Origin of the sequence: Silvania confinis (genome assembly GCF_025564085.1) — a bacterium.
GTDB lineage: Bacteria > Pseudomonadota > Gammaproteobacteria > Enterobacterales > Enterobacteriaceae > Enterobacter > Enterobacter confinis.
This window is the reverse complement of sequence record NZ_JAMGZJ010000074.1, coordinates 1-20,352: the sequence shown is the minus strand read 5'-3', so window position 1 is coordinate 20,352 and position 20,352 is coordinate 1. Positions and strand designations below refer to the sequence as shown.

Sequence of the window (20,352 nt, the reverse complement as noted above, 5' to 3'; positions counted from 1 at the left end):
GTTTAATAGTATAAATACGCATACTTTTCTCATTCACTTCATGGATGCTTTCGTTGAAACGTTGTCTGTTACTCTCTGCCGTGTTGTACGCCGCCAGCCTGACCAGCGTGCAGGCTGCCCAGCCGATTGCCGATCCGGCTTTCGCTTCCGATGTTGTTGATCGCTATGCGAATCTTATTTTTTACGGCAGTGGCGCAACCGGGATGGCACTGGTGGCAATTGACGGTAACCAGCGCGTATTCCGCAGCTTTGGTGAAACACGTCCGGGTAATAACATCCACCCACAGCTTGATTCCGTGGTGCGCATCGCCTCCCTGACCAAATTAATGACCAGCGAGATGCTGGTGAAAATGCTCGACCAGGGCGTGGTGAAACTGAACGATCCGCTCAGCAAATATGCGCCACCGGGGGCCCGTGTGCCAACGTATCAGGGCGCGCCGATCACGCTGGTCAACCTGGCGACCCACACCAGCGCCCTGCCGCGCGAACAGCCGGGTGGTGCCGCGCACCGTCCGGTTTTCGTCTGGCCAACCCGCGATCAGCGCTGGAACTGGCTGACCACCGCCAGTCTGAAATCAGCGCCGGGTTCGCAGGCTGCTTACTCCAACCTGGCGTTTGATCTGCTGGCCGATGCGCTGGCCACCGCCACCGGTAAACCCTACAGCCAGCTGTTCGACGAGCAAATTACCCGTCCGCTGGGGATGAAAGACACCACCTTTACCCCCTCCCCCGATCAGTGCAAGCGCCTGATGGTGGCAGAAAAAGGGGCCAGTCCGTGTAACAACACCCTCGCCGCCGTGGGCAGCGGTGGCGTCTACTCCACGCCGGGCGACATGATGCGCTGGATGCAGCAGTTCCTCTCCTCCGATTTCTATTCGCGCAGCAACCAGGCCGACAGAATGCAGACCCTGATCTATCAGCGTAGCCAGCTCACACGGATGATTGGCATGGACGTCCCGGGCCGGGCCGACGCGCTAGGCCTCGGCTGGGTGTATATGGCGCCGAAAAACGGGCGGCCGGGGATTATGCAGAAAACGGGCGGTGGCGGCGGATTCATCACCTATATGGCCATGATCCCGCAGTCTAACGTGGGGGTTTTTGTGGTGGTGACACGTTCGCCGCAGACGCGCTTCGTCAACATGAGCGACGGCGTCAACCAGCTGGTGGTCGAGATGAGCGAGAACAAACCGCGGGTCATTCCGGCGTCGTAATCCTTAATACTCCGTGGGCAAACGGTTGATGCTGACCAGTTTGCCCCTGGCCATATTGATGTAATCCCCCTGTCGCAGCGCTGCCAGCACCTCTGCCACCACCGAGCGTGAAATACGCGTCCGCCGCTGAATGAAGTCCATCACCCCAACCCGCATGCGCAATGCCTCATCCCACTGGGCCATATCCAGCAGAATGGAGCGAATTTGGCTGTAGGAGTTATTGCCCACCAGCTGCGTGTCGCGGATCTCCATCACCCGGTGATGCCAGGAGAGCCAGCTGAACGCATCAGCCCATAATCCTGCCTGCTGGATCAGATGGCGGGCATCCGGGGCGGGCAGATAGAACCCGGAACAGAGTGACTGGGACACCAGCAGATACTCGGTGCTGCAGCCCATCATCCCGGCATTGATCCCGAAGATGTAGGGTGCGGCGACAATCTCGACCAGCAAATCATCCTGCTGACGGTGAATGCTGAGCGTGCCTGACTGCAGCACCAGCGCGTAATTCTCGTCTTCTTCACGATCGCCAAACAGTGGGTGCTGGGCAGCGAGTTTGAACGGCGTGCAGTGGCCGGCAAGGCACTTTTCGAGCCGGGAGAATTCAGAAATGGGTTTCGCATAACGGTTCATGCAGGTATCTGGTCATCCTTAACTGATACTAAAAAAGCGGGGAGGCAAGCCTCCCCGCATCACAGCCCTTACCAGCTGTATTTCACACCGAGGTTCGCACCCCAGTTTTGATCAACGTCACCCCCACCGAGGTAGGTGGCATCGGTATAGGCACTGAAGTTCTTGGTGAAGCTGAACTGCGTACCCAGCCCGACGCGAACGGCAGAGCCTTTCACCCCGTTATCGATGCGGTCGCCGTTAACCTTCGCATCCTCACTGGCATCGTCATAAACGTAAGCCAGTTTGAAGTACGGGGTCAGCGCCTGATCGTCGCTATAACCAAAGGTGTAACCGGCGTCGATACCCGCTTCGTAACGCATGCTGTCGTAGGACTGACTGCCCATCTGCAGGTCGTTGCTCAGACGATAATCGTCACCCGACTGGAACAGGCCGGAAATAGCCGCATACGGCGTAATGTAGCCGGACGCGTTCAGTTTCCAGTCGTAGCCCAGCTTCAGCCCAAAGCCCCAGGCATCCGTTGAGGTATCGCCCTCAACGTATTTGCCGTTGCTCATGTTTGCCGAAAGGTCGTTATTGAAGCGGGTGTAGCTTAGGGAACTATCGAGGAAGATATCGTTAGCAAAGCGCGCCGCGGAGTACACCATGGCGGTCTGGCTATCCTGATCGACCTGGCCGGTACGATCGCTCATGTCGCCTTTCGCAAAGCCTGCCGCGCCACCCACGATCCAGTCAGCGTTATTGCCTTCGATGTGAGTATCGACACCCACCATGATGCCGCTCACGTCCTGATCGTAATTGATCGTGCCGTTATCGCCGTCGAAATTGCCGCCGATGAAGTTAACCCATGCGCCACCGTTATCCGTCAGCCCGTGACGGCTGCTGGTTAAACGGTTCGCCAGCGCATCCTGCTGCAGATGCCAGATGTTGGTATTAGCAGACGGAATGCTCAGCGCCATGTTGGCGTAATCGGTCAGACGATCCTGCTGCAACACCACGGTGTCGCCCTGCTGCTGTGCCTGATAGGTGTAAGCCCCGAGATCGGCTTTGTTGGCAGCGGTAAAGCTGGCCTGGGTATCCGCGTTGTTGTCATAAATACGGACGATCTCTTTGTTTTGGTAGTCGGCAACGGACCCGGCCCCGGTCGCATCGTCCAGACGAACTTTGTAGTTACCGGATACTTCCCCGTTTACAGCCAGATGACCATCAGATTTCAGGGCAATAACCCCGTAATCGTAATCGGCTAGCTTACTGTCGTTGGTGATATAGCGGGCATTGATCAGATCTGAATTAAACACGTAGTCACGGCTGCCCACATTCAGCACACCGCCGTCGGTCAGCACCATTTTATGGGTGTCCACCTGACCCAGACCCAGCATCAGCTCTGCGCGGTTATCCACGGTGATGGTGTTCGCGTACAGCTCTGCCGTTTCCTGAGTCAGACTAACCAGACTTGCGCTGTCGAGATACAGGCTATCTGTTGCTACATCGCCGGCGTCACCAATGTTCATTGACGACGCGTTGCTCAGATTGATGCTGTCAGCCAGCAGGCTGGAGTTCTCAACGTTGACCTGTGAACGGTTATTAACGACCAGCTTGTCAATGTTGGATCCCTTACGGGTATCCCACTCTGAACCGTTATCCAGCGTGACATTGAACAAACCGCTCTGATAAACCGCGCTTCCCACCAGATGACCGTTGCTGTCATAGGTGGATGATGGCCAGATACTGTTCGCCGCCAGCGCACGCCAGTCGACGCTGCTGTAGCCGAGGCCATACATCTGCGACGGGGTGATCATCTCAACGCTGGAGACGGCTGCACCGACCCACTTGCTGCCGTTGGTCAGAGTCAGATCCAGTTTATCGGTACCATCCCAGCCGTTTGTAGTTGGGTTGTACACGCCATCGCTGGTCGTGTCGGTAGCCGGATCGCCATTATCATAGAAGTTGTTATCGAAGGTGCTGGTGAACAGCACATCGCCGGTCAGCGTCGAATGATCGAAGTTAGCCGTTGTTTGCATCGCGTTATCAGCGCTGCTGGCTTTGACGATCAGCGCAGCATCGTCAGATGCCGTGGCCGTACTCTCACCGTAATCGCTTGGTTTTGCCGACTGGCCATAGAAACCGTTGGCCCCCAGATCGCTATCAGCCCCTGACGTGACGACAGAATCTTTAACATTCAGGGTGTTGGTAAAGACGTTGCTGCTGTCTTCAATACCAGACGTTGAATCGTACGGCGTATTATCCAGTTCTTGATAACCCTGGGTCAGGGTAATCCCGGCAATACGGGAGTTATTCTGGATAACAATGTCAGATTCGACGTCGAGGGTAATGGCATTACCCAGGGCATAGGTGTCCCAGTAATTCGTGGTCGTGTTGCTGCCGTTTACCACATCGTAAGCATAATGCTCATAGGTATCGTTGACGGTGGTGTTGTCCGGCGTCAGCGCAAAACGATCGTACTGCTGATGAGTGGTACCGTCCGTATTCAGACCACCCGCACATTCAGTGGTCATGCACTTAGAGGTGATCATGCCGTTAAGGGTGCTGTTGGAGACAGTCAGGGCGTTCTTATACCCATCCAGGCCGTCATCCAGGTAGTACGTTGAGAGTACTCCGTTCAGCGTCGACTTATTGATGACGGGATAGATATCGCCATCGTGGGTCCCGGTAGCGTAATTCCAGTCAGCATAGCCATTATACAAGGCCGATGTTGCAGTACTGTCATAGCCAAAGGTGTTATAGCTGTTACCAGAGATATCTTTTGCATTGGCTTGAGAAGCGATAGCCAGCGTGCAGGCTAATGCAAGTTGAGATACAACAAGTTTCTTTTTCCATGTTTGCATTGGTTCATCCCTCCTCAGGGACGTAAGCAAGTTTGTCCGTAACTACAGTGCAAATATATTGCGGCGGGAATTATGCAGCCTCAAAAGAAAATAGTTCAATGAATCCATCAATTAAGTTCGGAAACAGACAAAACAAATAAATAATCTTTTAACGCACCGGGGAATACAAATAAAAACACTAATATCAATAAGTTACATATAAAAAAATAACAGCTTAACTTGCAAATCATCATTAATATCAATAAAGAAAACGAAGGAAACAAATGGCATGAATTTGAATAAAGAGAAAATCACCAAAAAGCCTTTCATTGCCATGTCGTTAGATTAAAAGCCCCCCGCCCACCCCGCTCCAGTTAATTAAATTACATATTGCGCAAACTTATTTTATTCAATGAAAAAGGAATGGCCCAATAATCGCACTCACATTATTCAGGCTTAACGACAATTTTAGTAAAACAGGCAATTGGCATTTCAGGTACACTGGCCCTCTTTCATTCATCTATGTCAGGCATATCATGACCGATTTAATTGCTCGTCCACGTCGTCTGCGCAAATCCCCCGCTCTGCGCGCCATGTTTGAAGAGACAACACTGACCTTAAACGATCTGGTGTTGCCGATTTTTGTTGAAGAAGAGATCGATGACTATAAAGCCATCGAGGCCATGCCGGGCGTGATGCGAATTCCCGAGAAGCACCTGGCGCGCGAAATCGAGCGCATTGCCAATGCCGGTATTCGCTCGATCATGACCTTCGGCATTTCGCACCATACCGATGCCACCGGCAGCGATGCGCTGAAAGAAGACGGTCTGGTGGCGCGCATGTCGCGCATTGCCAAACAGACCGTGCCGGAGATGATCGTCATGTCCGACACCTGCTTCTGCGAATACACCTCGCACGGCCACTGCGGCGTATTGTGCGATCACGGCGTCGATAACGACGCGACCCTGATCAATCTAGGCAAGCAGGCGGTGATTGCCGCTGCTGCCGGTGCAGATTTTATCGCCCCGTCGGCCGCGATGGACGGCCAGGTACAGGCCATTCGCCAGGCGCTGGACGCGGCGGGCTTCACCGATACGGCGATCATGTCCTACTCCACCAAATTCGCCTCGTCGTTCTACGGCCCGTTCCGTGAAGCCGCCGGTACCGCGCTGAAAGGCGATCGCAAAACCTATCAGATGAACCCGCTCAACCGCCGGGAAGCGATCCGTGAATCGCTGCTCGACGAAGCACAAGGTGCCGACTGCCTGATGGTGAAACCAGCTGGCGCATACCTTGATATCCTGCGCGACATCCGCGAACGCACCGAGCTGCCGCTGGGCGCCTACCAGGTGAGCGGCGAGTACGCGATGATCAAATTCGCCGCGCAGGCGGGGGCGATCGACGAAGAGAAAGTGATCCTCGAGAGCCTGGGAGCGATCAAACGCGCCGGCGCGGATCTGATCTTCAGCTACTTCGCGCTGGATCTGGCCGAGAAGAAAATCCTGCGTTAATCCGCTTTTGCCCGGTGGCGCTCCGCTTACCGGGCCTTCCACACAATCTTCACCCCTCTGCAATGCAAACGACATCTGGCTATTCTACTGTCCGGGAAAGACAGCAGGAGGAGCCACCATGTTTAGTATCGACAGCGTTCTCGACGATCTTTGGCCGCAGGCGAGGCCTGCACCCTGGCAAAAAAGGCTGTTAAGCAAAGTTTTACACGAAGAGGAGTTTCAGCAGTTCGCCGCCACCCACCGCCACCTGAAAGGACTCGATATGGTGGAACAGGTTCTGGAACATCTTGATATTATCTGCACGCTCTCTTCCCGCGATCTCGAACAAATCCCCGAACATGGCCCGCTGGTTATTATCGCAAATCATCCGACAGGCACGCTCGACGGCCTGGCGCTGATGTACGCCGTTTCCCGTGTGCGCCGGGATGTCAAAGTGGTCACCAACCGCTTGCTAACGCACCTTGAACCGCTCAGTTCGCTGTTTATTCCGGTCGATAATCTGGGCGGCAAAACCGCCAAAACATCGCTGGTGCAAATGGAACAGCACCTGCAAAACGCGGGGGTGTTGATCTTCTTCCCGGCGGGCGAAGTCTCGCGCCCGACGCGCAAAGGCATTCGCGATAAAAAATGGCACTCCGGCTTTATTAAGATCGCAAGCAAGCTGCGCGTCCCGCTGCTGCCGATGCACATTCAGGCGCACAACAGCCTGCTGTTTTATGCCAGCACGCTGATTTCCCCCACCCTGTCGATGCTGCTGTTGATGCAGCAGATGTTCCGCCGTCAGCACAGCCGACTGCCGATTAAAATCGGCCAGCAGATCCCCTGGAGCCACTGGTTCAGCGCCACGCTCTCTCCCCGTGAGATGGCCGAACAGTGCCGTCAGCACGTGATGGGTCTTGGCAAGGGACTGCCTGGCCGGTTTAAAACGGAATCGGCCATTGCGCGGCCCGAGGATCGCGCCACGCTCAAGCGCGCACTCGCCCAGGCCGAATGTCTGGGGAAAACCAGCGATGGCAAAACTATTTATTTGTGGCAGCGCAACGGCCAGGAAGATGTGCCGATCTTGCGCGAGCTGGGGCGCTTGCGTGAAGTGGCATTCCGCGCCGTGGGCGAAGGCAGCGGCAAGCGTCGGGATACTGACAGCTATGACGATGACTACCTGCATCTGATCCTGTGGGATGACGAGGATCTGGAAGTGGTCGGTGCGTATCGCTTTATGCCCACCGCTACACAGGTCGAAAACCGCGGGCTCGGCGGGCTGTACAGCTACAGCCTGTTTCATTACGACGACAAAATGGAAGACGTGCTGGAGCACGGCATCGAGCTGGGACGCAGCTTTATTCAGCCGCGCTACTGGGGCCGCCGTGGGCTGGACTATTTGTGGTCGGGCATCGGCGCTTATCTGGCACGCTACCCGCAGTACCGCTATCTCTTCGGCCCGGTGTCAATTTCGGGCGGATTACCGCCCGCCGCGCGGGATTTACTGGTGGCGTTTTACCGCCTGTGGTTCCCGGCCAGCCATCCTTTAGCCGTCTCGCGCCAGCCGTATCCGGCTTCGCTGCCCGACGTGCTGGCACAGTTTGCGGGTGTCGATTACGTCGAAGACCTGACCCGCCTGAAATCACTGCTCGGCAATCTGGGTTGCGGCATCCCGCCGCTGTATAAACAGTATTCCGAACTGTGCGAGCCAGGCGGGGTACAGTTTATCGATTTTGGCAGCGATCCGGCCTTCAACAACTGCGTCGACGGGCTGGTGCTGGTGGACTTGTGCTACCTGAAAGCCAACCGCTATCAGCGGTATATCGAAGTACATTTGTAACGCCGGGTGGCGGCTACCTATTTTTCTCCCTCTCCCCGTGGGAGAGGGTTGGGGTGAGGGCAATCAGCCCGCACGATAAAACGGCTTATCCCCCAGAATCGTCGCCCGCTGCATGATGCGTCGCTGCGGCAGATAATCCGCGTTGGCATAGTGCTGCGTCACCCGGTTATCCCAGATCGCCAGATCGTTTTCCTGCCAGCGCCAGCGCACCTGGAACTCTGGTTTGGTGATATGCGCAAACAGAAACCCTAACAGCGCCGCGCTCTCTTTCTCGCTCAGGTCAACGATCCGGGTGGTGAAGCCCTCGTTGACGAACAGCGCCTGTTTACCGCTGACCGGATGGGTACGCACTACTGGATGCAGCAGCGGCGGGTGTTTCGCCACCGCTTCCTGCCAGCGGGCGTGCTCTTCTTCGGTTTTGCGATACTTATATTCCTGGAACGATTTCTTAAAATCATGTTCGGCACGCAGGCCGCTCAACAGCTGCTTAAACGGCGCGGACAGCGCCTCGTACGCCGCAATGCCGCTGGTCCACAGCGTATCACCACCGGTTTCTGGCAGCAGCTTCGCCGCCAGAATCGCTCCGGCGGGCGGGGTCTCGATAAACGTCACGTCGGTATGCCAGTTGTCGTTATCCGGCGGGTTATCGTTATGGGTATCCAGCACGATAATTTCTTCAACGCCTTCCGCATGCGGGTAGACCGGGTGAATATGCAGATCGCCAAAGCGCAGGGCCAGCGCGCGCTGCTGCTGCGGGGTCACCGCCTGCTCGCGCAGGAACACTACCTGATGGCGCAGCACCGCGTGATACAGCTGCTCAAACTGGTTATCGCTTAACGGCCGGGTCACATCCAGACCCGAAATCTGCGCACCAATGTACGGCCCCAGCGGGGTAATGGTCAGACGTTCACTCATTGTATCTCTCCATGCCAGGGCGTCAGACGGCGCTGTAGCGCGCGCAGCCCCAGTTCTAAACCAAAGGCGATCACGGCGATCACCATGATCCCGGCCAACACCACGTCGGTCGCCAGGAATTCCCCCGCCGACTGCACCATAAACCCTAACCCCCGCGTCGCGGCGATAAGCTCCGCCGCCACCAGCGTCGACCAGCCCACGCCTAACCCAATGCGCAGCCCGGTTAAAATCTCCGGCAACGCGCCGGGCAAAATCACAAACCACAGCACCTGCACGCGGCTGGCCCCCAGCGACTGTGCCGCCCGGAGCCGCACCTGCTGGGCACTCTTGACGCCCGCCACCGCCGACATCGCCACCGGGGCAAAAATCGCCAGGTAGATCAGCAGGATCTTCGAGGTCTCACCGATGCCAAACCAGATAACCATCAGCGGCAGATACGCCAGCGGCGGTACCGGTCGATACAGCTCGATCAACGGATCGAGGATCCCGCGCACCGTTGGGCTGAGCCCCATCGCGATCCCCACCGGGATGCCGATGATTACTGCTGCCAGCAGCGCCACCAGAATGCGCCCCAGACTGGCCGCCAGATGCTGCCACAGGGTGGCATCCATAAAGCCTTGTGGACCGGCAATAGAAATTAATTTGCTCAGCACCTGGGCTGGCGCGGGCAGAAACAGCGGGCTCACCCACTGCTGGGCTGCCACCGCCCACCATATTGCCAGCAGCACCAGCAGCGTGCTGATGCTCAGCGTCAGTTGACGCGATAAGGGCCAGCGCAGCGTAAGGCGTTTTTGCGCCGTTTTGTCGGTCACCACAATGCTCATGAGAAGGCCTCCCGCTGGTCGAACACCCGGCTCAGCACGTACTCGCGCTGGGCGATAAAGTCCGGATCGGATTTGATGCTGCGCACCGGTTCGCCGCCTACATAGCGGTGGGCAAAATTGAGCGGCAGGCGCTCCAGTACCCGACCCGGCCCCGGCGACAACAGCACCAGTTCGGTGGCCATAAACACCGCTTCTTCGATGTCATGGGTGATCAGCAGCACCTGCTTACCGGTCTCATGCCACAGACGCAGCAGCAGGGTTTGCATCTGCTCCCGGGTAAAGGCATCCAGCGCCCCGAAGGGTTCATCCAGCAGCAACAGCTGGGGATTGGCCGCCAGCGCCCGGGCAATCCCGACGCGCTGACGCTGACCGCCAGAGAGCTGCCAGATAAAGCGTTTTTCCGCCCCCTCCAGCCCGACCTTTTTCAGCATTTCGCGGGCGATATTCAGCCGCGTTTCCCGCGCGATGCCTGCCAGCTGCAGGCCAAACGCGACGTTTTCCTGCACGTTACGCCACGGCAGCAACCCTTCGTTCTGGAACACCACGCCGCGCTCTGCGCCTGGCCCTTCCACCCGCTTGCCCGCCAGCTGAATGCTGCCGCGCTGATAAGGCACAAACCCGGCTACCAGATTGAGCAAGGTGGTTTTGCCGCAGCCCGACGGCCCCAGCACCACCAGCAGCTCACCGCTGTCCACCGTCAGGTTGATATCCTCGAGCGCCGGTTTGCCGTGGTAATCGGCGTAAAGGTTGGAAATATGCAGCATCGCGGCCTCCGGTTATTTCACAAAACGATCGGTCACGTACTGGCTGTAATCCGCCGAAACAGCAGGCACTTTGCCCTGCTCTTTCAGGAACCCGGCGGTGTCGATAATCGCTTTATTCACCGGACCCGCCAGCTGCTGCAGCTGCTGGGCAGGGGTCAGGTAGGTATTCCCTTTCACCAGCCCCGGCACGTCGGCTTCGGGCACGCCGCTCAGGCGGGCGAGTTTCTCCAGATTTGCAGGCTGTTTCAGCCACTCATCAGGGTTAGAAATGTAGGGCTGCTGGGCGTCGATGGCGCTTTTGGCGAAGGCTTTGACGATCTCTGGGTGCTTCTCAGCGAAGTCTTTACGTACCACCCACACGTCGAGGGTTGGCGATCCCCACTGCCCCACCTGCGCGGAGTCGGTCAGCACGCTGCCGTCTTTTTCCAGCTCGTTCACCGCAGGCGACCAGACATAGGCTCCGTCAATATCACCGCGCTGCCAGGCGGCGATGATTGCCGGGGGTTGCAGGTTGATGATCTCGACCTGGCCCGGCTTGATCCCCCAGTGTTTCAGGGCCGCCAGCAGGCTGTAGTGGGTGGTGGAGATAAACGGCACCGCGATGCGTTTGCCGATCAGGTCTTCGGGTTTGGTGATGTTTTTCTTCACCACCAGCGCTTCGGAATTACCGAGCTGGGAGGCGAGCAGGAACACTTCGATGGGCACCTGCTGACTGGCCGCGACCGCCAGCGGGCTGGAGCCGAGGTTGCCAATCTGCACATCGCCGGACGCCAGGGCCCGCACAATGCTGGCGCCGCTGTCGAACTTACGCCAGTTCACTTTCGCGCCGCTGGCGTTCTCGAAAGTGTTGTCTGCCTGAGCCACTTTGGCGGGCTCAGCTGAGGTTTGATACGCGACGGTGACCTCCACCGCCTGCGCCTGGAATGCCCACAGCGCCAGTGCGCCGAGTAAGGTGATACGCGATGAAATTGCCATGATGTCTGCTCCCCTCTGTTGTTATGGAGGCAGTATTTCCGGCGGCGGAATTTTGATAAAGGAATTAAAAAGCATCGTTAATGCCGAATCGTTTTTAGAAAAAAAGTGGGAATAGATAGTTGGTTTTTGGGGGTGAACATGTTGGCTATTGTGGTGGTTCCGTTCACTTTAGGTTTCTTGCTGCTCTGTGTGCCGCGTCACCTGTGAACGTGCCCTCGCCGCGCATCCATGCGCGTCGCCCCTGGCTACAGGAAACACTTCGGCGATTTTCAGCCGGATTCGGTGCCGCTGTGAGATCTTAAATGACTGAGGCATTTTTAGCGTATCAGTAAAGAAAATGCCCCGTTGATCGGGCTCGAGTTCGAAAGTGGGCAAATTTGTCGGAAAGTCGTCCGCAAAGGCAACCTCGCAAAACAAGAAATCACCGCGATGAAAATGATCATGCAGAAGCAGATATCCCCGCGACACCCCAGTCCGGCTGGAAATCGACGAAGCGTTTTCGCCTGGCCGGGGCGACGCGCAGGGATGCGCGGAGAGGGCGTGACCTGCATGGATGCAGGATCGCGCCCGACCCGAAAGCCAGGCGGAATAAGCTGAGTGCACCGCGTAGCGGCGATTTTCGTTGCCGGGAGCCGGGATGGCGAAGGGGGTGGCGGCGAGCCCCCTTCGCACGTTCACGTGTGACGCGGCATAAAGAGAAACGCAGAACGTAAAGTGAACGGAACCCCCACCGTTGCCACATATCCCCCCAACCCAACCCACCCCACCCCACCCCACCCCACCCTCAACCATCACGATCCATTTATTGCAATTATGTTACATCCGTTACATAACCACAGGCACAGGATTGCCACCCCTGCCCGGACAGGCATCATAGGCACACTCTCCCTCAAAGGTATCGGAAATGATCAAAGTGGTGCTGGTGGACGACCATGTGGTAGTTCGTTCCGGGTTCGCCCAGCTGTTAAACCTGGAACAGGATCTGGTGGTCGAGGGCCAGTACAGCAGCGCCGCAGACGCCTGGCCCGCGCTGACCCGCGACGCCATCGACGTCGCCGTGCTCGATGTCGCCATGCCGGATGAAAACGGCCTGAGCCTGCTCAAACGTCTGCGTCAGCAGCGCCCCGGCTTTCGCGCCATTATTCTCAGCATCTATGATACGCCCGCGTTTGTGCAGAGCGCGCTCGATGCGGGTGCCAGCGGCTATCTCACCAAACGCTGCGGCCCGGAGGAGCTGGTGCAGGCGGTGCGATCCGTCGGGATGGGCGGGCATTATCTGTGTGCCGATGCGGTCAAAGCCCTGCGCGGCGGCGAGCCGACGTCCCAGGCGCTGGCGGCCCTGACCCCGCGCGAAAAAGAGGTGTTTGAGCTGCTGGTCAAGGGCGACAGCGTGAAGGAAATCGCCTTCAAACTCGAACTCAGCCACAAAACCGTCCACGTCCATCGCGCCAACGTGCTGGGCAAACTGCAGTGCAGCAGCACCATTGAACTGGTGCATTTTGCCCTCGATAACCAGCTGCTGAACGGCCACTGATGCGGCGCTCCCTGCGGCACATCATCCTCTCCCTGTTTATTATGCTGGCCTGGGGCACAGGCTGGCTGATGCTGTGGACGCTCAGTTTTTACCTGACCCAGAACGGTCAGCAGGCGGTACTGTTCTTGCCGCAGGGCGTCTGGCTGGCGCTGATGATTGTGCTCTCGCGCCGCTTCTGGCCCGCGTTAATCCTGCCGACGCTGGCCGCGATGCTGTGGCTGCACAGCGAACAGCTCCTGACCCGGCCCCTGATGCTGGTTGTGCCGCTGCTGGGCACCGTTTCGGCGTGGGTAGCCCAACACTACTGGCACCGCTTTCCCCTCTACTGGCAGCGCCTGTCCCTGCTGATTGCGGCGGTGACCCTTAACGCCCTGATCCAGACCCTGATGCTGGCGCCGTTTCTCGACAGCCCCACCATCCTGATTGCGCTGGCCTCTTTTACTGGCGGGGTGCTGCTCACTCCGTTTGTCTATCTGGTGTTTGAGTTTTTACGCCAGCAGCATCGCTATCATCTGCTGGGGCTCGATACCAGCAATCCGCCGCTGCGCACCTCGCTGATTATCTGGTGCAGCCTGTTTTTTATCATCGGTATTGGCACCCAGATGGTGCTCTCCCCGGCGCTGGAGCGGCTGCTGCTGATCGTGGTGTTTCTGCCCAACGTGGTGATGGCGTGGAAGTTTGGCTGGCAGGGCGGCGTGCTCTCCGGGCTGCTGGGCAGCATGATGATCACCATCGCCCGCCAGGTTGGAGTCGGGTTCAACGACCTGCTGGAGCTGGAGATTTTCCTCGCCACTCAGTCGCTGCTGGGGATTGGGCTGGGGATCGCCATCAGCCGCCAGCAGCATCTGGCGATGAACCTCGATCACTATCGCCGTCGGCTGGAGGACGAACTGCAGGCCCGCCGGGCGCTGGCGGAAAAGCTGATCCACTCCGAAGAAGACACCCGCAAACAGCTGGCCCGCGAGCTGCATGACGAAATCGGCCAGAACATCACCGCCATCCAAATCCAGTCCCAGCTGGTAAAACGCACCGGCGATACGCCGCAGGCGTTAGCCGCCGCCGGGCAGATTAACGATCTCGCGCGGCGCATTCATCACTCCACCCGTCAACTGCTGCGCCAGCTTCGCCCGCCGGTGCTCGACGAACTGTCGTTAAACGAGGCCCTGCACCATCTGGTGAACGAGTTCGCCTTTGCCGAACGTGGGATCGCCTGCCGTTTTGATTACCGGCTTCTCGCCCCGCCGCAGAGCGAAACCCTGGTCTTTACCCTCTATCGCCTGCTGCAGGAGCTGCTGAACAACGTCAGCAAGCACGCCGATGCCAGCGAAGTCAGCGTCCTGCTCTGTCAGCAGGGGGATCAGCTGCGCCTTGAGGTCAGGGATAACGGCCACGGCATCAGCCCGCAGCAGAGCCCCGGCTTTGGCATTCAGGGGATGCGCGAACGCGTCCACGCCCTCGGCGGGGAATTCACCCTCGAATCACAGGGCGGCACGCGCGTAATTGTTAACCTGCCCACAATTTTGCAACAAACACACCGCTAACCAGGAAAAAGTCTTAGTCACGCCAGACTTTCTCTCATCCCTTTTTCGTCGCGCTTTCATACAGTCATCTCAAATGGAGAACGCCATGCCCGCACTGTCAGCTGAACAGGTTACTCAACGCTACCGGACACTGCGCCCGCGACTGCTGATTTGCATGGTGATTGGCTATGCCGCGTTTTACCTGACGCGCAAAAGCCTCAACTACGTACTGCCGGCCCTGCAGATCGATCTGGGGCTGAGTAAAAGCGACATCGGCCTGATCGGTTCGCTGTTTTACCTGAGCTACGGGCTGTCGAAATTTGCCGCCGGACTGTGGCACGACAGTAAGGGGCAGCGGGCCTTTATGGGTATCGGCCTGATGGCCACCGGAGTGCTGAACGTGCTGTTCGCCTTCGGGGATTCCCTGCCCCTGCTGCTGTTTATCTGGACGCTGAACGGCTTCTTTCAGGGATGGGGATGGCCGCCGTGCGCAAGATTGCTGACTCACTGGTATTCGCGCAACGAGCGCGGCTTCTGGTGGGGATGCTGGAATACCTCAATCAACATTGGCGGGGCCATTATTCCGCTGATTTGTGCCTTTGCCGCCCAACGTTGGGGCTGGCAGGCAGCGATGCTGATACCGGGGATCATCAGTATCGTGCTCGGCCTGTGGCTGACCACACAACTGCGGGGTACACCGCAGGAAGAGGGTCTGCCAACGGTCGGCGAGTGGCGCAACGATCCACTGGAGTTGCGCCAGCAACAGCAAAGCCCACGGATGGGGCTGTGGCAAATGTTACGCACCACCATGCTGCAAAACCCGATGATCTGGCTGCTCGGGGCGTCGTATGTGCTGGTGTATCTGATCCGTATCGCCCTGAACGACTGGGGCAATCTGTGGCTGGCAGAGAGCCACGGCGTCAACCTGCTGAGTGCCAACGCCACGGTGATGCTGTTTGAAGTGGGGGGTTTACTCGGCGCGCTGTTCGCCGGATGGGGATCGGATCTGCTGTTCAGCGGCCAGCGGGCGCCAATGATATTGCTGTTCACGCTGGGATTGATGGTGTCGGTGGCTGCCCTGTGGCTGGCCCCGGTCCATCACTACGCCCTGCTGGCGATGTGCTTTTTTACAGTGGGATTTTTTGTCTTTGGTCCGCAGATGCTGATCGGCCTTGCCGCCGTCGAATGCGGACACAAGCAGGCCGCAGGCTCGATTACCGGTTTTCTCGGCGTGTTTGCCTATCTGGGGGCGGCGCTGGCCGGGTGGCCGCTGTCACTGGTTATTGAACGCTACGGCTGGTCGGGGATGTTCAGTTTGCTCTCGATTGCCGCCGTGCTGATGGGTTTGTTACTGATGCCGCTGCTGATGGCGGGCATCACCGCGTCTCGCAGTCCTATAACGTCACAAAAGGCTGAATAATGAAAACAACACTGCTCTCTACCCTTATTGTCTCTGGGATCGCCCTGGCCACCTTCTCCGGTGCCGCTCAGGCTAAAGGCCGTCTGGTGGTTTACTGCAGCGCCACCAACGAAATGTGTGAAGCCGAAACCAAAGCGTTTGGCGACAAATACGACGTCAAAACCTCGTTTATCCGCAACGGCTCTGGCAGCACGCTGGCGAAAGTGGATGCCGAGAAGAAAAACCCGCAGGCCGATGTCTGGTACGGCGGCACGCTGGATCCGCAGTCTCAGGCCGGTGAAATGGGCCTGCTGCAGCCGTACAAATCGAAAAACCTCGAGCAGATCATGGAGAAATTCCGCGATCCGGCAAAAGTGAAAGGCAACCTCTCTTCTGCGGTATACGTGGGTATTCTGGGCTTTGGCGTTAACACCCAGCGCCTGAAAGAGAAAAATCTGCCAATCCCACAGTGCTGGAAGGATCTGACCAAACCGGAATACAAAGGCGAGATCCAGATTGCCGATCCGCAAAGCTCCGGCACCGCCTACACCGCACTGGCGACCTTCGTGCAGTTGTGGGGTGAAGATCAGGCCTTCGATTATCTGAAACAGCTGAACAGCAACGTCTCCCAGTACACCAAATCCGGCATCGCCCCAGCGCGTAATGCCGCCCGCGGTGAAACCGCCATCGGCATTGGCTTCCTGCACGACTACTCGCTGGAAAAAGAGCAAGGCGCACCGCTGGAGCTGATTTCACCGTGCGAAGGCACCGGGTATGAAATCGGCGGCGTCAGCATCCTGAAAGGCGCGCGTAACGATGAGAATGCGAAGCTGTTTGTCGACTGGGTGCTGTCAAAAGACGCCCAGGAGCTGGCATGGAAACAGGGCAAGTCCTACCAGATCCTGACCAACACCACCGCTGAAACCTCACCGAACTCGCTGAAGCTGGATGACCTGAAGCTGATCAGCTACGACATGGATAAGTACGGCTCAACGGACGTGCGTAAGGCGCTGATCAATAAGTGGGTCAGCGACGTGAAGATGGGTAAATAAGCCCACTGTGCGGTAAATGCCGGGCGGCGGCTGCGCCTTGCCCGGCCTACAACTTCATCAACACCCGGAATTCCTATGTCACAGACACTCGCTCTCCATCCCGTGAAAAAACGGGATGCGGTCTTCCTTTGGGTTTTGCTTGGCTGGCTGGCCTTTGCGCTGCTGCCAAGCTGGAGCCTGGATTACGGCCTGCTGGAATCCACCCGCGACGAGATCCTCGACGCCTATAGCTGGTCGCACTTCAACATCAGCTGGCTGTGGTATCTGCTGCCAAGCCTGCTGCTGCTGCGTCCGTTTCATTCCGCCCGCCGCGAACAGCGCAGCCGTCACTATTTTGACGCTGGCTGGGCGCTGCTGTGCATGGCATTTATCGTCATCAGCGCCACGGTGGAAGAACGCGGGTTAGGCTATGCCACTATCGTGCTGTTTGTGGCGCTGGGGGCAATCATGTCGCTGGCCCTGACCCGGCTGGAGTGGCTGGGCGGCGACCGCTTTGTGATTGGCTCGCTGATTGCTATCGTCGCGCTGATCGGCATTTTCATCGTCTGGCCGAGTATCGCCATCTTTATTCCGATGTTCACCAACGACGCGGGCGAGTTCGCTCCGCTGGCGTTTGTCGCCGTGCTGTCGCAGTCGCACATCATTCAGGTGATCATCAACTCGATCCTGCTCTGCGTGGCGGTCGGCATCGGCTGTACCTTCTTTGGCCTGGTGCTGGCGATCTACACCACCCGCATCGCGAAACGCAGCGCCATTATTGGCCGTATCTTCTCGATCCTGCCGATCGTCACCCCGCCGTTCGTGGTGGGGCTGGGCGTGACGCTGATGATGGGCCGCTCCGGCTACGTCACCGAGCTGATGGTCGACTGGTTCGGGCTGACCAACACCAACTGGCTGTACGGGTTTACCGGCATCTGGCTGGCGCAGGTGCTGGCCTTCACCCCGATGGCCTTTATGATCCTCGACGGGGCGATCAAAACTATTCATCCGTCGCTGGAAGAGGCGTCGTACACCCTGCGCGCCAGCCGCTGGCAGACCTTTAACGGCGTGTTTGTTCCGCTGCTGAAACCGGCGCTGGCCAACGCCTTCCTGATCGTCATCGTCCAGTCGCTGGCCGATTTCAGTAACCCGCTGGTGCTGGGCGGTAACTTCGACGTGCTGGCGACGCAGATCTACTTCTACATCACCGGCTCGCAGCTGGACTATCAGGCCGCCAGCACCCTCGGCGCGTTCCTGCTGGTGTTCTCGCTGCTGGTGTTCTGCATTCAGTACATGTGGATCGGCAAGCGCTCGTACGTCACCGTCTCCGGGAAATCGTATCGCGGCGACGTGCAGCCGCTGCCGGTGACGCTGGTGTGGACCGTGGTGGCCTTGCTGTCGGTGTGGATCGCCTTTAACGCCCTGCTCTACGGCAGCATTTTCTACGGCAGCTTTACCGTCAACTGGGGGGTGGATTACACCCTGACGCTGGATAACTTTATCAAGCTGTTCGGCCAGGGGATGAGCGACGGCGCGTGGCCTTCGCTGCTCGATACCCTGCTGTACGCCGGGATTGCCGCACCGATCACCGCCGGGTTTGGCCTGCTGATCGCCTGGGTGGTGGTACGCCAGCAGTTCCGTGGCAAAAAGACCATCGAGTTCACCACCATGCTGTGCTTTGCGGTACCGGGCACCGTGGCGGGCGTGTCGTACATTCTGGCGTTTAACAGCGCCCCGGTGTACCTGACCGGCACGGCGGCGATTGTGATTATTTCGATGGTGATGCGTAACGTGCCGGTGGGCATTCGCGCCGGGATTGCGGGGCTGGGGCAGATTGATAAGTCGCTGGATGAAGCCTCGCTCAGCCTGCGCGCCGGTTCGCTCCGGACCATCACCCACATCCTGCTGCCGCTGCTGCGCCCGGCGATCCTGTCGGCGCTGATCTACAGCTTTGTGCGCGCGATTACCACCGTCAGCGCCATTGTGTTCCTCGTCACGCCGGATACCCGCGTGGCGACCGCCTACATTCTGAACCGGGTGGAAGACGGCGAATACGGCGTGGCGATTGCCTACGGCTCGATCCTGATTGTGGTCATGCTGGCGATCATTTTCCTCTTTGACTGGCTGATCGGTGAGTCTCGTACCTCCCGTTCAAAAGCCAAAAACCAGGCGTAACACTATGACTCAGAAACATTTCGTTGAACTTCGCAACGTGACCAAGCGCTTTGGCAATAACACGGTCATCGACAACATTAACCTCGCTATCCCCCAGGGACAGATGGTGACGCTGCTCGGCCCGTCCGGCTGCGGCAAAACCACGGTCCTGCGGCTGGTAGCGGGGCTGGAAAAACCGACCGAAGGGCAGATCCTGATCGACGGTGAGGACGTGACCCATCGTTCCATTCAGCAGCGCGATATCTGCATGGTGTTCCAGTCTTACGCCCTGTTCCCGCACATGTCGTTGGGCGAGAACGTCGGCTACGGCCTGAAAATGCTCGGCATCTCACGCGCAGAGACCAAAGCCCGCGTCAAAGAGGCACTGGCGATGGTCGATCTTGAAGGCTTTGAAGATCGCTTTGTCGACCAGATTTCCGGCGGCCAGCAGCAGCGTGTGGCGCTGGCCCGCGCGCTGATCCTCAAACCCAAAGTGCTGCTGTTTGATGAACCGCTGAGTAACCTCGACGCCAACCTGCGTCGCAGCATGCGCGATAAAATTCGCGAGCTGCAAAAGCAGTTCAACATTACCTCGCTGTACGTGACTCACGATCAGAGCGAGGCGTTTGCGGTGTCCGACACGGTGCTGGTGATGAACAAAGGCAACATCATGCAGATTGGCTCCCCGCAGGATCTGTATCGCCAGCCGGCGTCGCGCTTTATGGCGAGCTTTATGGGCGATGCCAACCTGTTCCCGGCGACATTCAACCATGACTACGTCGAGATCCACGGCTACCGTTTGCCGCGTCCGCTGCACTTTGCCAGCCAGGGTACAGGCTCCGTGGGCGTGCGCCCGGAAGCCATCACCCTGAGCGAGCGCGGCGACGAAAGCCAGCGCTGCGTGATCCGCCACGTCGCCTATATGGGACCGCAGTACGAGGTGATTGTGGAGTGGCACGGACAGGAGATCTTGCTGCAGGTGAACGCCACGCGCTTACAGCCGGACATCGGGGAAAACTATTACCTCGAGATCCACCCGTACGGGATGTTTGTGCTGGCGGAAGTGGCATAAGTAAATGCAAAACGACAACCTCTGGTTGTCGTTTTTAGTGTTTGCTCCCTCTCCCCGTGGGTGTACAGACTGGGGACATAGTGAACGCTTGTTCGGGGACATGGTAGACACTTACAACTAAGGCATAAGAACCCGTATATGGAGTCGCTTATGCCGTGGGATGCGAGAGAT

General features: G+C 58.0%; 15 protein-coding genes. 9 read left to right on the top strand and 6 right to left on the bottom strand.

Annotation, left to right across the window (positions count from 1 at the left end):
• The first annotated feature begins 53 nt into the window (after positions 1–53).
• On the top strand, positions 54–1,211 hold the full coding sequence (ampH, locus tag M8013_RS09990; protein ID WP_271267652.1) for a D-alanyl-D-alanine-carboxypeptidase/endopeptidase AmpH: 1,158 nt from the start codon (positions 54–56) through the stop codon (positions 1,209–1,211).
• Between the two features lie 3 nt (positions 1,212–1,214).
• On the opposite strand, the gene M8013_RS09985 is transcribed toward ampH, so the two are convergent.
• Together M8013_RS09985 and M8013_RS09980 are read right to left on the bottom strand one after the other, a co-directional pair.
• Positions 1,215–1,841: a helix-turn-helix domain-containing protein gene (locus tag M8013_RS09985; protein ID WP_271267651.1), complete on the bottom strand. Its 627-nt coding sequence runs from the start codon at positions 1,839–1,841 to the stop codon at positions 1,215–1,217.
• A 68-nt stretch (positions 1,842–1,909) separates the two neighbouring features.
• A complete protein-coding gene (locus tag M8013_RS09980; RefSeq protein WP_271267650.1) occupies positions 1,910–4,684 on the bottom strand; it encodes an autotransporter outer membrane beta-barrel domain-containing protein in 2,775 nt (924 codons plus the stop codon).
• 515 nt (positions 4,685–5,199) lie between these two features.
• On the opposite strand from M8013_RS09980, the gene hemB reads away from it, so the two are divergent.
• Together hemB and olsF are read left to right on the top strand one after the other, a co-directional pair.
• On the top strand, positions 5,200–6,174 hold the full coding sequence (gene hemB, locus M8013_RS09975; RefSeq protein WP_271267649.1) for a porphobilinogen synthase: 975 nt from the start codon (positions 5,200–5,202) through the stop codon (positions 6,172–6,174).
• 118 nt (positions 6,175–6,292) lie between these two features.
• Positions 6,293–7,993, top strand: a complete 1,701-nt coding sequence (gene olsF, locus M8013_RS09970; RefSeq protein ID WP_271267648.1) for a bifunctional ornithine lipid synthase OlsF — start codon at positions 6,293–6,295, stop codon at positions 7,991–7,993.
• 63 nt (positions 7,994–8,056) lie between these two features.
• On the opposite strand, the gene tauD is transcribed toward olsF, so the two are convergent.
• The 4 genes from tauD to tauA are packed head-to-tail and all read right to left on the bottom strand — an operon-like array spanning position 8,057 to position 11,471.
• Complete coding sequence (gene tauD / locus M8013_RS09965; RefSeq protein ID WP_271267647.1) at positions 8,057–8,908, bottom strand: taurine dioxygenase; 852 nt, start codon at positions 8,906–8,908, stop codon at positions 8,057–8,059.
• Positions 8,905–9,732: a taurine ABC transporter permease TauC gene (gene tauC / locus M8013_RS09960; RefSeq protein WP_271267646.1), complete on the bottom strand. Its 828-nt coding sequence runs from the start codon at positions 9,730–9,732 to the stop codon at positions 8,905–8,907. Before tauC ends, tauD begins: the two co-directional genes overlap by 4 nt.
• Positions 9,729–10,496: a taurine ABC transporter ATP-binding subunit gene (gene tauB / locus M8013_RS09955; protein ID WP_271267645.1), complete on the bottom strand. Its 768-nt coding sequence runs from the start codon at positions 10,494–10,496 to the stop codon at positions 9,729–9,731. Before tauB ends, tauC begins: the two co-directional genes overlap by 4 nt.
• 12 nt (positions 10,497–10,508) lie before the next feature.
• Positions 10,509–11,471: a taurine ABC transporter substrate-binding protein gene (gene tauA, locus M8013_RS09950; protein ID WP_271267644.1), complete on the bottom strand. Its 963-nt coding sequence runs from the start codon at positions 11,469–11,471 to the stop codon at positions 10,509–10,511.
• Positions 11,472–12,375: 904 nt separating this feature from the next.
• On the opposite strand from tauA, the gene M8013_RS09945 reads away from it, so the two are divergent.
• The 6 genes from M8013_RS09945 to fbpC all read left to right on the top strand — a co-directional run bounded on the left by M8013_RS09945 (position 12,376) and on the right by fbpC (position 20,181).
• Entirely contained in the window at positions 12,376–13,005 is a 630-nt protein-coding gene (locus M8013_RS09945) for a response regulator transcription factor (RefSeq protein WP_271267643.1), read from the top strand.
• Positions 13,005–14,546, top strand: a complete 1,542-nt coding sequence (locus M8013_RS09940; RefSeq protein WP_271267642.1) for an MASE1 domain-containing sensor histidine kinase — start codon at positions 13,005–13,007, stop codon at positions 14,544–14,546. Before M8013_RS09945 ends, M8013_RS09940 begins: the two co-directional genes overlap by 1 nt.
• 85 nt (positions 14,547–14,631) lie before the next feature.
• A complete protein-coding gene (uhpC, locus tag M8013_RS09935) occupies positions 14,632–15,945 on the top strand; it encodes an MFS transporter family glucose-6-phosphate receptor UhpC (protein WP_271267641.1) in 1,314 nt (437 codons plus the stop codon).
• Positions 15,945–16,976 carry an ABC transporter substrate-binding protein gene (locus M8013_RS09930; RefSeq protein ID WP_271267640.1) on the top strand — a complete coding sequence of 344 codons (1,032 nt, stop codon included), beginning with the start codon at positions 15,945–15,947 and terminating at the stop codon, positions 16,974–16,976. The genes uhpC and M8013_RS09930 overlap by 1 nt, the downstream gene beginning before the upstream one ends.
• Before the next feature lie 75 nt (positions 16,977–17,051).
• Positions 17,052–19,130, top strand: a complete 2,079-nt coding sequence (locus tag M8013_RS09925) for an ABC transporter permease (RefSeq protein WP_271267639.1) — start codon at positions 17,052–17,054, stop codon at positions 19,128–19,130.
• A 4-nt stretch (positions 19,131–19,134) separates the two neighbouring features.
• A complete protein-coding gene (fbpC, locus tag M8013_RS09920) occupies positions 19,135–20,181 on the top strand; it encodes a ferric ABC transporter ATP-binding protein (RefSeq protein WP_271267638.1) in 1,047 nt (348 codons plus the stop codon).
• Positions 20,182–20,352: the final 171 nt, after the last annotated feature.

Excerpts from the sequence above, each read along its gene's own strand:
- M8013_RS09980 (WP_271267650.1), bottom strand. The coding sequence starts at position 4,684 with ATGCAAACATGGAAAAAGAAACTTGTTGTATCTCAACTTGCATTAGCC.
- hemB (WP_271267649.1), top strand. The coding sequence starts at position 5,200 with ATGACCGATTTAATTGCTCGTCCACGTCGTCTGCGCAAATCCCCCGCT.
- M8013_RS09940 (WP_271267642.1), top strand. The coding sequence starts at position 13,005 with ATGCGGCGCTCCCTGCGGCACATCATCCTCTCCCTGTTTATTATGCTG.
- tauB (WP_271267645.1), bottom strand. The coding sequence starts at position 10,496 with ATGCTGCATATTTCCAACCTTTACGCCGATTACCACGGCAAACCGGCG.
- tauD (WP_271267647.1), bottom strand. The coding sequence starts at position 8,908 with ATGAGTGAACGTCTGACCATTACCCCGCTGGGGCCGTACATTGGTGCG.
- M8013_RS09985 (WP_271267651.1), bottom strand. The coding sequence starts at position 1,841 with ATGAACCGTTATGCGAAACCCATTTCTGAATTCTCCCGGCTCGAAAAG.
- fbpC (WP_271267638.1), top strand. The coding sequence starts at position 19,135 with ATGACTCAGAAACATTTCGTTGAACTTCGCAACGTGACCAAGCGCTTT.
- tauA (WP_271267644.1), bottom strand. The coding sequence starts at position 11,471 with ATGGCAATTTCATCGCGTATCACCTTACTCGGCGCACTGGCGCTGTGG.
- M8013_RS09945 (WP_271267643.1), top strand. The coding sequence starts at position 12,376 with ATGATCAAAGTGGTGCTGGTGGACGACCATGTGGTAGTTCGTTCCGGG.
- M8013_RS09925 (WP_271267639.1), top strand. The coding sequence starts at position 17,052 with ATGTCACAGACACTCGCTCTCCATCCCGTGAAAAAACGGGATGCGGTC.
- tauC (WP_271267646.1), bottom strand. The coding sequence starts at position 9,732 with ATGAGCATTGTGGTGACCGACAAAACGGCGCAAAAACGCCTTACGCTG.
- M8013_RS09930 (WP_271267640.1), top strand. The coding sequence starts at position 15,945 with ATGAAAACAACACTGCTCTCTACCCTTATTGTCTCTGGGATCGCCCTG.
- olsF (WP_271267648.1), top strand. The coding sequence starts at position 6,293 with ATGTTTAGTATCGACAGCGTTCTCGACGATCTTTGGCCGCAGGCGAGG.
- uhpC (WP_271267641.1), top strand. The coding sequence starts at position 14,632 with ATGCCCGCACTGTCAGCTGAACAGGTTACTCAACGCTACCGGACACTG.